12 protein-coding genes are annotated in these 12513 nt (G+C 67.8%); 7 read left to right on the top strand and 5 right to left on the bottom strand.

What is annotated here, in order from left to right:
* Positions 1-91: 91 nt before the first annotated feature.
* Positions 92-286: a hypothetical protein gene (locus tag AQ610_RS07770; RefSeq protein ID WP_006026128.1), complete on the top strand. Its 195-nt coding sequence runs from the start codon at positions 92-94 to the stop codon at positions 284-286.
* A 129-nt stretch (positions 287-415) separates the two neighbouring features.
* Here AQ610_RS07770 and mfd read toward each other — a convergent pair whose 3' ends face one another.
* Positions 416-3985: a transcription-repair coupling factor gene (gene mfd / locus AQ610_RS07775; RefSeq protein ID WP_006026129.1), complete on the bottom strand. Its 3570-nt coding sequence runs from the start codon at positions 3983-3985 to the stop codon at positions 416-418.
* 21 nt (positions 3986-4006) lie between these two features.
* On the opposite strand from mfd, the gene ispD reads away from it, so the two are divergent.
* Both ispD and ispF read left to right on the top strand, forming a co-directional pair.
* Complete coding sequence (gene ispD / locus AQ610_RS07780) at positions 4007-4717, top strand: 2-C-methyl-D-erythritol 4-phosphate cytidylyltransferase (protein ID WP_009912788.1); 711 nt, start codon at positions 4007-4009, stop codon at positions 4715-4717.
* 40 nt (positions 4718-4757) lie between these two features.
* Positions 4758-5246, top strand: a complete 489-nt coding sequence (ispF, locus tag AQ610_RS07785) for a 2-C-methyl-D-erythritol 2,4-cyclodiphosphate synthase (RefSeq protein ID WP_006026131.1) — start codon at positions 4758-4760, stop codon at positions 5244-5246.
* 191 nt (positions 5247-5437) lie between these two features.
* Here the strand turns inward: ispF and AQ610_RS07790 are convergent, their stop codons facing one another.
* The 4 genes from AQ610_RS07790 to ompR all read right to left on the bottom strand — a co-directional run bounded on the left by AQ610_RS07790 (position 5438) and on the right by ompR (position 8960).
* The gene (locus tag AQ610_RS07790; RefSeq protein WP_006026132.1) at positions 5438-5965 is read right to left on the bottom strand and encodes a carboxymuconolactone decarboxylase family protein; all 528 of its coding nucleotides are present in this window, start codon (positions 5963-5965) and stop codon (positions 5438-5440) included.
* Between the two features lie 77 nt (positions 5966-6042).
* Positions 6043-6591, bottom strand: a complete 549-nt coding sequence (locus AQ610_RS07795) for a peroxiredoxin (RefSeq protein ID WP_009912787.1) — start codon at positions 6589-6591, stop codon at positions 6043-6045.
* 197 nt (positions 6592-6788) lie between these two features.
* Positions 6789-8147 (bottom strand): two-component system sensor histidine kinase GluS, encoded by a 1359-nt coding sequence (locus AQ610_RS07800; RefSeq protein WP_015600436.1) that lies wholly within the window; start codon positions 8145-8147, stop codon positions 6789-6791.
* 78 nt (positions 8148-8225) lie between these two features.
* A complete protein-coding gene (gene ompR, locus AQ610_RS07805) occupies positions 8226-8960 on the bottom strand; it encodes a two-component system response regulator GluR (protein WP_004192636.1) in 735 nt (244 codons plus the stop codon).
* 78 nt (positions 8961-9038) lie between these two features.
* Here ompR and AQ610_RS32985 point away from each other — a divergent pair, with 78 nt between their 5' ends.
* The 4 genes from AQ610_RS32985 to AQ610_RS07820 all read left to right on the top strand — a co-directional run bounded on the left by AQ610_RS32985 (position 9039) and on the right by AQ610_RS07820 (position 12505).
* Positions 9039-9221, top strand: coding sequence for a hypothetical protein (locus AQ610_RS32985; RefSeq protein ID WP_009904927.1), 183 nt, complete (start codon positions 9039-9041; stop codon positions 9219-9221).
* Positions 9221-9511: a hypothetical protein gene (locus AQ610_RS07810; RefSeq protein ID WP_006026135.1), complete on the top strand. Its 291-nt coding sequence runs from the start codon at positions 9221-9223 to the stop codon at positions 9509-9511. The genes AQ610_RS32985 and AQ610_RS07810 overlap by 1 nt, the downstream gene beginning before the upstream one ends.
* A gap of 185 nt (positions 9512-9696) precedes the next feature.
* Positions 9697-11160: a DUF1800 domain-containing protein gene (locus tag AQ610_RS07815; RefSeq protein WP_045554837.1), complete on the top strand. Its 1464-nt coding sequence runs from the start codon at positions 9697-9699 to the stop codon at positions 11158-11160.
* An 82-nt stretch (positions 11161-11242) separates the two neighbouring features.
* Positions 11243-12505 carry a DUF1501 domain-containing protein gene (locus AQ610_RS07820; RefSeq protein ID WP_006026137.1) on the top strand — a complete coding sequence of 421 codons (1263 nt, stop codon included), beginning with the start codon at positions 11243-11245 and terminating at the stop codon, positions 12503-12505.
* Positions 12506-12513: the final 8 nt, after the last annotated feature.

Here is a 12513-nt window from a genome sequence, read left to right on the forward strand (position 1 = left end):
TTATTTGGGAACTTAATATCGAGACAATTGCATTTGTCGATGTAATTGTTTTGGCGGCCGCAGCGCCGAACAGCCGAACAAGGAGACGACGATGACGCATCTGCACATCGAACGCAGCGCGCGCGTGCTGACCGTGAGTTTCGACAATCCGCCGGTCAACTTTCTCACGATGGCGATGATGCGTGAGCTGAAGCGCCTGCTCGGCGGCATCAAACGCGGCGCGGAGATCGGCGTCGACGAACTGGGCACGTGGATCGACGGCGTGGCCGTCGATTTCTCGCGTTAGGGCGGGGGGCTTCCGGCAGCCGGTCGTCCGACGGCTGTCCGTGCGTGCCGGCGACTCGCGCGCGAAGGATGCGCTGCGTCGCTCGGCGACGAAGCCGCCAGCCGCGCCCCGCGCCCCATGCCCCGCCAACTATCGTGCCGCCGCCTGCGCGCGCGACTGCTGAGGCTGGCCGAGCGCGCGCAGCGTCTCCTTCACCGTCGACACGCGCACCGCGAGGTCCGGCGTGCGCGTCTCGATCCGCAGCTTGTCCTGGCCCGCGAGCTTGATGTGCCGGTGCTTCTGCACCATGTCGATGATGCGCATCGGATCGATCGGCGGATTCGGCACGAACTGCAGCCCGATCGCCGCTTCGCTCGCGTCGATCTTCACGATGCCGAGCGGCTTCGCGGCGAGCCGCAGCCGGTGCGTCTCGACGAGCGCGTGCGCCTGCGGCGGCAGCTTGCCGAAGCGGTCGATCAGCTCTTCCTGGATGCCGTCGATCGAATCGCCGTGCTCGCAGTTCGCGAGCCGCTTGTACAGCGACAGCCGCTCCTGCACGTCGCCGCAATAGTCGGCGGGCAGGATCGCGGGCGCGTGCAGGTTGATCTCGGTCGTCGCGGCGAGCGGCGCGGTGAGGTCCGGCTCCTTGCCGTTCTTCAGCGCCTTCACCGCGTCGTTCAGCATCTCGGTGTAGAGCTGGAAGCCGATCTCGTGGATCTCGCCCGACTGCTTGTCGCCGAGCACCTCGCCCGTGCCGCGGATCTCGAGGTCGTGCATCGCGAGGTAGAAGCCCGAGCCGAGCTCCTCCATCTGCTGGATCGCCTCGAGCCGCCGCTGCGCCTGCTTCGTGAGCGCCTGCGGATCGTGCACGAGCAGGTATGCGTACGCCTGGTGGTGCGAGCGGCCGACGCGCCCGCGCAACTGGTGCAACTGCGCGAGGCCGAACTTGTCCGCGCGGTGCATGATGATGGTGTTCGCGCTCGGCACGTCGATGCCGGTCTCGATGATCGTCGTGCACAGCAGCACGTTCGCGCGCTGCGCGACGAAATCGCGCATCACGCGCTCGAGCTCGCGCTCGTGCATCTGGCCGTGCGCGATCGCGATGCGCGCCTCGGGCACCAGCGCCTCGAGCATCGCGCGGCGGTTCTCGATCGTCTCGACCTCGTTGTGCAGGAAGTACACCTGGCCGCCGCGCTTCAACTCGCGCAGCATCGCCTCGCGGATCACGCTCTCGTCCTCGCTGCGCACGAAGGTCTTGATCGCGAGCCGCTTCTGCGGCGCGGTCGCGATCACCGAGAAGTCGCGCAGGCCCTCGAGCGCCATGCCGAGCGTGCGCGGGATCGGCGTCGCGGTCAGCGTGAGCACGTCCACTTCCGCGCGCAGCGCCTTCAGCGCTTCCTTCTGGCGCACGCCGAAGCGGTGTTCCTCGTCGATGATCACGAGGCCGAGCCGCTTGAACTGCACGTCCGACGACAGCAGCTTGTGCGTGCCGATCACGATGTCGACGCTGCCTTCGTTGATCTGCTGGATCGCCGTGTTCACTTCCTTCGTCGACTTGAAGCGCGACAGCTCGACGATCTTCACGGGCCAATCGGCGAAGCGGTCGATGAAGGTCTGCGTGTGCTGCTCGGCGAGCAGCGTGGTCGGCGACAGCAGCGCGACCTGCTTGCCGCCCAGCACCGCGATGAACGCCGCGCGCAGCGCGACCTCGGTCTTGCCGAAGCCGACGTCGCCGCACACGAGGCGGTCCATCGGCTTGCCGCTCGTCATGTCGCCGATCACGGCCGCGATCGCGGCGGCCTGGTCGGGCGTTTCCTCGAAGCCGAAGCTGTCGGCGAACTTCACGTAGTCGCGCGGATCGAGCGCGAACGCGTGGCCCTCGCGCGCCGCGCGGCGCGCATAGAGGTTCAGCAGCTCGGCCGCGGTGTCGCGGATCTGCTGCGCGGCGCGGCGCTTCGCGCGCTCCCACTGGCCGGAGCCGAGCGCGTGCAGCGGCGCGCTGTCCGGGTCCGCGCCGCTGTAGCGCGAGATCACGTGCAGTTGCGCGACGGGCACGTACAGCTTGCTGTCGCTCGCGTATTCGAGATGCAGGAACTCGGTCTCGCCTTCGCCGAGATCCATCGACACGAGCCCCATGTAGCGGCCGATGCCGTGCTGCGCGTGAACGACCGGGTCGCCCACCTTCAGCTCGGACAGGTCACGCACCATCGCGTCGACGTTGCTCGCCTGCTCCTGGCGGCGGCGTCCCGCGCGGCGGCCGAGCGCGCCGTACAGCTCGGTCTCGGTGACGATCGCGTAACCTTCGCCCGGCACCGCGAAGCCGCTCGCGAGGGGCGCGACGCCGAGCGCGAAGCGCTCGTCGCTCTCGAGCCACGCGGCGAAGCTGTCGCTGCCCGCGGGGCGCAGATGGTGCTCGGCGAACAATTGCGCGATCGTCTCGCGGCGGCCCGCGGATTCGACGGTGAAGAGCACGCGGTTCTTCGTCGTTTCCAGATACGCGACGAATGCGGCGAGCGGCGCGTCCGCGTGGCGGTCGAGCGCGAGGTTCGGCAGCGGCGCGGCCCAGCCGCCCGCCGGCTGCGCGGGCAGCACGAGCCGCGCGAACGGCTTCGCGAGCAGATAGAAGTCGTCGTCGGACAGGAACAGGCGCTGCGGCTCGAGGATCGGCCGCTCGCGGTCGTGCGACAGGAACGCGTAGCGCTGCTTCGTGTCGGCCGTGAAGCGCTTGATCGCCGCGTCGAGATCGCCCGCGAACACGAGCTGCGCGCGCTCGGGCAGATAGTGGAAGAGCGTCGCCGTCTCGTCGAAGAAGAGCGGCAGGTAGTATTCGATGCCGGCCGACGGCACGCCGTTGCCGATGTCCTTATAGATCGGCGAGCGGCTCGGGTCGCCTTCGAAGGTCTCGCGCCAGCGGCTTCTGAACGCGGTGCGCGCGGCCTCGTCGAACGGGAACTCGCGGCCGGGCAGGAGGCGCACGTCGCGCACCGGGTAGAGGCTGCGCTGCGTGTCCGGATCGAACGCGCGGATCGAGTCGACCTGGTCGTCGAACAGATCGATCCGGTACGGCAGCGGAGAGCCCATCGGGAACAGGTCGATCAGCGAGCCGCGCACGCAGTATTCGCCGGGCCGCACGACCTGGCTCACGTGCTCGTAGCCGGCGAGCGTCAGTTGCGCCTTCAGCTTCGCTTCGTCGAGCCGCTCGCCCTGTGTGAACGAGAATGTGTACGCGGCGAGGAACGACGCGGGCGGCATTCGGTAGAGCGCCGTCGTCGCTGGCACGAGCAGGATGTCGCAGCGGCCTTCGCCCAGGTCGTGCAGCGTCGCGAGCCGCTCGGACACGAGATCCTGGTGCGGCGAGAATGTGTCGTACGGCAGCGTCTCCCAGTCGGGCAGCACGCGCACGCGCGCGTCGGGCGCGAAGTAGCGCAGTTCCTGCGCGAGCCGCTGCGCGTCGACCGCGTTCGCGCAGATCACGGCGAGAAGCGGCACCTGCGCGCGGTGCGCAGCGAGATAGCGGGCGATGACGAGCGCGTCGGCGGAGCCGTGCGCACCGTCGAATGCGAAGCGTTGGCCCGCCTTGACGAGCGCGATGGGGGACTGCGAAGGGGAGGCGTTGTCTGACATAGCGAGCGGCTGGTTGGCGGACGCCGGATGGCGGACGAGCTCGGCGCGGCTCATCGCGGCGAAAGACGTATTATAAAATCCGTCTTTCGATTTCATCTTTCCCGGCGCTCCCTTTCCGTGACCTCCCGACTTTTTGCCCTGATTCCGTGCGCCGGCACCGGCAGCCGTTCCGGCTCGGCATTGCCGAAGCAATACCGCACGCTCGCCGGACGCGCGCTCCTGCACTACACGCTCGCCGCGTTCGACGCGTGCAGCGAGTTCGCGCAGACGCTCGTCGTGATCTCGCCCGACGACGCCCACTTCGACGCGCGCCGCTTTTCCGGCCTGCGCTTCGCGGTGCGGCGCTGCGGCGGCGCGTCGCGGCAGGCGTCGGTGATGAACGGGCTGATCCAGCTCGCCGAATTCGGCGCGACGGACGCCGACTGGGTGCTCGTGCACGACGCCGCGCGCCCCGGCATCACGCCCGCGCTGATCCGCACGCTGATCGGCGCGCTGAAGGACGACCCCGTCGGCGGCATCGTCGCGCTGCCGGTCGCCGATACGCTCAAGCGCGTGCCGGCGGGCAGCGACGCGATCGAGCGCACCGAGTCGCGCAACGGCCTCTGGCAGGCGCAGACGCCGCAGATGTTCCGTATCGGGATGCTGCGCGACGCGATCCAGCGCGCGCAGTTCGAGGGCCACGATCTGACCGACGAAGCGAGCGCGATCGAATGGGTGGGCCGCACGCCGCGCGTCGTGCAGGGCAGCCTGCGCAACTTCAAGGTCACGTACCCGGAGGATTTCGACCTCGCGGAGGCGATCCTCGCGCATCCGGCGCGCGCTTCCTGAACCGCATCTTCACCATCGCATCACACTCGGATCGAATCACATGGATTTCAGAATCGGACAAGGCTACGACGTGCACCAGCTCGTTCCCGGACGCCCGCTCATTATCGGCGGCGTGACGATCCCTTACGAGCGGGGGCTCCTCGGCCACTCGGACGCGGACGTGCTGCTGCACGCGATCACCGACGCGCTGTTCGGCGCGGCGGCGCTTGGCGACATCGGCCGCCATTTCTCCGACACCGATCCGCGCTTCAAGGGCGCCGACAGCCGCGCGCTGCTGCGCGAATGCGCCGCGCGCGTCGCGCAGGCGGGCTTTTCGATCCGCAACGTCGACAGCACGATCGTCGCGCAGGCGCCGAAGCTCGCGCCGCACATCGACGCGATGCGCGCGAACATCGCGGCCGATCTCGGCTTGCCGCTCGAGCGCGTGAACGTGAAGGCGAAGACGAACGAGAAGCTCGGCTATCTTGGCCGCGGCGAGGGGATCGAGGCGCAGGCGGCGGCGCTCGTCGTGCGCGAAGCGGCCGCGTGAGCGGCGGCTTTCGCCATGATCGATCGCCGTTGCGGCGAGCTCGAATGCTGGCGTCGCGTCGGCCCGCCGTGCCGGCCATCTCGCCGCCCGCGCACAAACGAAAAACGCCACGCGCAATCGCCGCGTGGCGTTTTTCGTTGAAACGACGGCCGCGCCGCGAACGTGCGCGGCTGCGGCGGCGGCCGCCGCGCTTACTTGCCTTCCGCCGCGATCACTTGCGCGGCGGCGTTGATCACCGCCGCGATCCGGCCGACGTCGCGCAACTGCGTGACCGTCATCCCTTGTTCGTTCTTGAGCAGCGCGTAGTGCGACTTCACGCAGAAGTGGCACTTGCCGACGATCGACGCGGCGAGCGCGTACATCTCGAACTTGCGCTTGTCGACGCCGCCGTGCGAAGCGTACGCGCCCATCCGCAGCTCGGCGCGCTGGGTCTTCAGGTCGGCGTCGTCGGCCATCTCGACATACGGATACCAGACGTTGTTCATCCCCATCAGCGCGGCCGCCGTCAGCGCCGCCTGGGATTCCTCGGGCGACAGCACGCCCGCTTCGCGAATCGCCTTCACGAGCGCCGGGCTCTTCGCCGCGAAGGCCGCGGCGAGCGCCGCGCCGACCGCGTCCGTGCCGTCGAGTGACGAGCGCGAGATCGTGCCGTCGAGGTTCAGGCGGATGTCCTTCGCGTAGTCGGGAATTAGCGCCTTAATCGAATCGATGAATTCCATTGATATCTCCTATGATTGGGCCGTTAAAAAAGCCCGCGGGCAACACGCAGCGCCGCGGGCTTTCGTGCATCGGACGCTTACAGCGTCGCGCCGCCGATCGCGCGGTTGCACGGGCAGAGTTCGTCCGTTTGCAGGCCGTCGAGAATGCGCAGGATTTCTTCCGGGCTGCGGCCGACGTTCAGGTTGTTCACCGACACGTGCTGGATCGTGTTGTCCGGGTCGACGATGAAGGTCGCGCGCAGGGCCACGCCCGCTTCCTTGTCGCGCACGCCGAGCTGGTCGATCAGCTCGCCCTTGACGTCGCCGAACGAGTAGTGGTTCAGCTTGTCGAGATCCTTGTGCTCACGGCGCCACGCGAGCTTGACGAATTCGTTGTCCGAGCTGCCGCCGAGCAGCACGGCGTCGCGCTCTTCGAACTGCTTCGCGAGCTTGGCGAATTCGACGATTTCCGTCGGGCACACGAACGTGAAGTCCTTCGGGTAGAAGTAGACGACCTTCCACTTGCCCGGGAACGACGCTTCGGTGACGGTCTCGAATGCCGACTGGCCGTTTTCTTCGTGATTGTTGAAGCCCGGCTTCGCGGCCACAACGGTGAAAGCTTCGAGTTTATCGCCCACGGTCTTCATGCGGATGCTCCTGTATGAGTTGGAAAAAACGGCTACCTAGGTCAAGCTACCGATGCGCTGCAACGTTTCCGTGACAGCATAGGCAACATCATAACGCTATTATATTTTTCTATCAATAGATTTTAACTAACGATCCTCATAGAAATTTTCAAAGACGTCGATAGGGTCGACCATCGGGGGAAGGGAGGCGCCGTGCGTTACGCGGCCGCACGCGCTCTTGCGCTCGGAAACTCCAGCGTGACTTCGAGACCCGCGTCGGGCGTGCGGTTGCGCAGCCGCAGCGTGCCGCGGTAGCGGTTGACGAGGCGCAGCACGATCGCCATGCCGAGCCCGGTGCCGTCGGCCTTGCTGCGCGCGGTGTCGACGCGATAGAACGGGCGCATCACGAGGGGCAACTGATCATCGGGGATGCCGGGGCCCTCGTCGGCGACGACGAGCTCGACGCGCGCGTGCGTCACCCGCGTTTCGAGCAGGATGCGCGCGATGCCGTCCTTCTTGCTCTGCCCGTACTTGCGCGCGTTCTCGACGAGGTTGCCGATCACGCGGCGCATGTCCGTTTCGTCTGCTTCGATGACGGCCGCGGGCGCGAGGCGGATGTCGAGCTGCACGCCGTCTTCGCTGACGATCCGCGCGGCGACCTCGCGTGCGACCTGCGACAGATCGACGGGCTCCGGTGTGCGCTGCGCGGGGCGCGCGTAATCGATGAACGCGGCGATGATGCGGTCCATCTGCTCGATGTCGTCGACCATCGCGTCCTTCGTCGCCTGATCGGACGGGCTCATCTCGGTCTCGAGGCGCAGCCGCGCGAGGGGCGTGCGCAGGTCGTGCGAGATGCCCGCGAGCATCAGCGCGCGATCGGCCTCGAGCTGCTCGAGATCGCGAACCATCTGGTTGAAGCTGCGGTTCGTCTCGGCGGCGACGCCCATTCCGCGCTCGGGCAGCGGTTCCGGCGTTTGGCCGGAGCCGACCTTGCGCGCGGCGAGCGCGAGCCGCGAGAACGGCTGGTTCACGAGGCTCGTGATGAACGCCGAGCCGAAGAGCGACAGCGCGAGCGCGAAGAGGCCCCATCCCGCCCATTGCAGGCCGGTGACGGTGTCGAGCTGATCGCGGTCGAGCGCGACCCAGTAGTCGTCGTCGTCGATCTTGAAGCTGATCCACACGCCGGGAATGTCGTTGACCGATTGCGCGATCACCGTGTCGTCGCCCAGGCGGCTGCGGATGTCGTGCTCGATCAGCCGGTTCAGCGACTCGTCGGGCTGCAGCTTGAACTTGTCGGTTTTCTCGCGCGGATAGACGCGCACGCCTTCGTTGCTCTCGAGATCCTGCAGCAGCGCGCGGCGCAGGTCGGGATCGGAATAGAGCAGCGCGGTGCGCGTGAGCTTCACGATGGCGACGAGCTGGAGCGCGACGCGCTGCGCGCGCGGCTCGCGCTCGATCACCCGGAAGCTCTGGAACCACGCGGCGAGGCTGACGGCGATCAACAGCGCAATCAGCAGGAAGGTGCGCCAGAACAGCCCGCCGAACACGAGCGTCAAGAGGCGCCGGTCGATACGCATAGGGACTGGCTGTCTAACTGGCGTCAAAGGCGTGGCGTCGAAGATGGCGTCGACGCCACGTATTGCGTCGAAGCGGAATCAGGCGGCGCCGTCGGGGATGAACACATAGCCGAGACCCCACACCGTCTGGATGAAGCGCGGGCTGCCCGGATCGGGTTCGATCAGCTTGCGCAGGCGCGAGATCTGCACGTCGAGGCTGCGGTCGAACACTTCGTATTCGCGGCCGCGCGCGAGCTCCATCAGCTTTTCGCGCGACAGCGGCTGGCGCGGATGGCGCGCGAACACCTTCAGCACCGAGAATTCGCCCGTCGTGAGCGGAATCTCCTGGCCGGATTTCGTGAGCGTGCGCGTGGCGAGGTTCAGCGAGAACTCGCCGAACTCGAACACCTCGGTGGTCTCGGAGGGCGCGCCCGGCAGCTCGGCGGGCGCCTGGCGGCGCAGCACCGCGTGGATGCGCGCGACGAGCTCGCGCGGGTTGAACGGCTTCGGCAGGTAGTCGTCGGCGCCCATCTCGAGGCCGACGATGCGATCGACGTCCTCGCCCTTCGCGGTGAGCATGATGATCGGCGTGCGGTCGTTGCTGCCGCGCAGGCGGCGGCAGATCGACAGGCCGTCCTCGCCCGGCAGCATCAGGTCGAGCACGAGCAGATCGAAACGCTCGCGCACCCAGAGCTTGTTCATTGCCGTCGCGTTCTCCGCGACATACACGTTGAAGCCCTGCTCGCCGAGGTAGCGGCGCAGCAGGTCGCGCAGGCGCGGGTCGTCGTCGACGACGAGAATCTTGGAGGGGTTTTTCGTTTCCATGAGCGGCATCTTATCGCGATTAGGAAAAAACGCGCGGTAGCGGCTTTCGACGGGTTACAGTCAGTTACAAAATTTACCCGCGCTATTGTGCGGAGTAAAGACAGTCACGACAGACTCCTTTACTCGAAGACGACATTCGGTGGATACTCCATCCACTTAACATTTACATGGTTTGCACGCCCGATTCTCGCAGGGTTTGTTCGTGTGCCAAAGGTAGCCGGTTGCCGCGTGACGAAGGGAACAAAACGACGAAAGAGGCGAGGCCAGTGATGCGGCCGACGAAGATGGCGCTCGTGCTGGCGCTCGCATGCGTCGGTTTCCTCGCTTCGGACTTCGCTCGCGCGCAGCGCCCGGACCGCGGCGCCGCGACGTCGCACAAGATGCCGCGCGGCAACGGCGCGGCAGGGCGTTCCGCGCCGCCCGGCGAGCCGCCCGCGCGCGCGGCCGCCGTCCCGCCCGATCTCGAGCAGCGCCGCCGCGACGGCCACATGACGCCGGAAGAGCGGCATCTCTTGCGCCAGCACATCGAAGACGCAGTGCGCGAGCTTTACAAACGTTGAATCGTTAAATCCGGCGTATCGCCGCGCGCCGTCCCTCGGACGTTGTCCTTCGTCCTTCGTCAGAAAAATTCCGTAGCAATTCGAACGTCAACTGCGCGTCGCCGCGAACCGTTGAATCGCCATCACGGACGGCTCGCGCGCTTCGCGAGCCGACGTGGCTTGTCTCTTTCGGAGAACGGTCGACGATGAGCGATTCGAGAACGTCCGGGCGGCCCCCGGCGAAGCCGGACCGGATTCCGGCTGCCATGCAGACGCTGCTTGACGCGGACGACGCGCGCTTCCTGCTGACGCGCACCGGCTTTTCGCCGCCGCCGCGCGACGTTGTGCGCCTCGTCGGCATGACGCGCGCGCAGGCGCTCGCCGAACTGCTCGACGGTGCGCGCACGCAAAGCGTGACGCCGCCTCCCGACTGGGTGCGCGAGGCGCCGCCGTCGCGCGCGGCGCGCGCCGCGTTCTCGCCCGACGAGCGACGCGCGGAACAGCAACTGCGCAATCGCCGCTACGACGCGCTGCGCGCGTGGTGGGTGCGCGAGATGCTCGTGACGCCTTCGCCGCTCACCGAGCGGATGACGCTCTTCTGGCACAACCACTTCACGTCCGGCCAGGACAAGGTACCGTTTCCGCAAACGATTGCGGCGCAACATGCGCTGCTGCGCGCCGATGCGCTCGGCAACTTCGGCGCGATGCTGCACGGCGTCGCGAAGGACCCGGCGATGCTGCAGTATCTCGACGGCGCGAGCAATCGCCGGGGCCGCCCGAACGAGAACTTCGCGCGCGAGGCGATGGAACTTTTCACGCTCGGCGAGGGCCACTATACGCAGCGCGACGTGTCCGAAGCCGCGCGCGCCTATACCGGCTGGGGGCTCGATCCCGATACGCTCGCGCATGTGTTCCGGCCGAACGTTCACGACGACGGCGTGAAGACCGTGCTCGGCGAAACCGGCCGCTTCGACGGCGACGCGGTGCTCGATATCCTGCTCGCCCGCCCCGAGACCGCGCGCTTCGTCGTCGCGAAGCTGTGGCGCGAGTTCGTCTCCGATGCGCCGGATGCCGGCGAGCTCGAGCGCATCGCCGCGCGATTCCGGCAGAGCGGCTACGACATCAAGGCGGCGCTCGCGGAGCTGTTCTCGTCCGATGCGTTCTGGGCCGACCGCAATCGCGGCGTGCTCGTCAAATCGCCGGCGGAGTTCGTGGTCGGCACGGTGCGGCTTTTCGACGTCGACTACGGCGATACCGCGCCGTTCGCGAACACGTTGCGCGCGCTCGGCCAGAACCTGTTCTATCCGCCGAACGTGAAGGGCTGGCCGGGCGGCGCGGCCTGGATCAACAGCTCGACGCTGCTTGCGCGCAAGCAGTTCGTCGAGCAGATGATGCGAGCGACGGAGGCGCCCGGCATGCGCGCGGCGCCCGTCTCCCATGACATGGCCGGCCGGCCGGCGTCGATGCGGCGCGCGGCGATGCGCTTCGATCTCGACGCGTGGCTCGCCGCGTACCGGACGAAGCCGCAGGCGCAGCCGGATCTGTCGACGGAGCTGCAACTGCAGCACGCGGTGCTGCCGATTTCGCCCGTCGCGGCGATCGAGGCGGGCGCGACGAGCAGCGCGTATTTGCAGACCCTGTTGATGGATCCGGCGTATCAACTGAAGTGAAGAACATGAACATGACGACGACGGAATATCGCGCGATGCGGCAACGCGCGGGCCGCGTCGAATGCTAAACGAGGAAAGCAGCATGAAACGACGCGATTTTCTGGCCTTGGCGAGTCTTGCCGGCGCGGCGGGCGTATCGCTGTCGCTGCCGCGCGCGTTCGCGGCGGCACCGGCCGCTTCGGGCGAGAAGGGGGCATTCGGCGCGATCGGCGCGATCGGCGCGGCGGGCGCCGCGCGCTACTCTAACCTGCTGATCCTCGTCGAGCTGAAGGGCGGCAACGACGGGCTCAACACGGTGATTCCCTATGCGGACCCGCTGTACCGCACGCTGCGCCCGACGATCGGCGTCAAGCGCGAGCAGGTCGTGCAGCTCGACGAGCGCGCCGCGCTGCATCCGGCGCTCGAGCCGATCGTGCCTCTCTGGCGCGAGGGGCGGCTCGCGATCGTCGACGGCGTCGGCTATCCGCAGCCGAATCTGTCGCACTTTCGCTCGATCGAGATCTGGGATACCGCGTCGCGCGCGGACGAGTATCTGCGCGAAGGGTGGCTCACGCGCGCCTTCGCGCAGGCCAGCGTGCCGCCCGGCTTCGCCGCGGACGGCATCGTGCTCGGCAGCGCGGAAATGGGGCCGCTCGCGAACGGCGCGCGCGCGATCGCACTCGTCAATCCCGCGCAGTTCGCGCGCGCGGCGCGGCTCGTGCAGCCCGTGTCGCTGCGCGAGCAGAATCCCGCGCTCGCGCACGTGATCGACATCGAAAACGACATCGTCAAGGCCGCCGACCGGCTGCGTCCGCACGCGGGCACGCCCGCGCTCGCGACCGCGTTTCCGGGCGGACCGTTCGGCGCGTCGGTGAAGACCGCGATGCAGGTGCTCGCCGCGTGCGATACGCCGCAGCGCACGCCGGCGCCGGGGCAGGGCGTTGCGGTGCTGCGCCTCACGCTGAACGGCTTCGACACGCACCAGAACCAGCCCGGCCAGCAGGCGGGATTGCTCAGGCAACTGGCGCAGGGGCTTGTCGCGATGCGCTCGGCGTTGATCGAGCTCGGGCGCTGGAACGATACGCTCGTGATGACGTATGCGGAATTCGGCCGGCGCGCGCGAGAGAACCAGAGCAACGGGACGGATCACGGCACGGCCGCGCCGCATTTCGTGATGGGCGGGCGTGTGCGCGGCGGGCTGTATGGCGCGCCGCCCGCGCTTGCTGCGCTCGACGGCAACGGCAACCTGCCCGTCGCGGTCGATTTCCGTCAGCTCTATGCGACCGTGCTCGGCCCGTGGTGGGGGCTCGACGCGACGAGCGTGCTCAAGCAGCGCTTCGAGCCGCTGCCGCTGCTGCGCGCCTGATGTGCGGG

Source organism: Burkholderia humptydooensis (genome assembly GCF_001513745.1).
Taxonomy (GTDB): domain Bacteria; phylum Pseudomonadota; class Gammaproteobacteria; order Burkholderiales; family Burkholderiaceae; genus Burkholderia; species Burkholderia humptydooensis.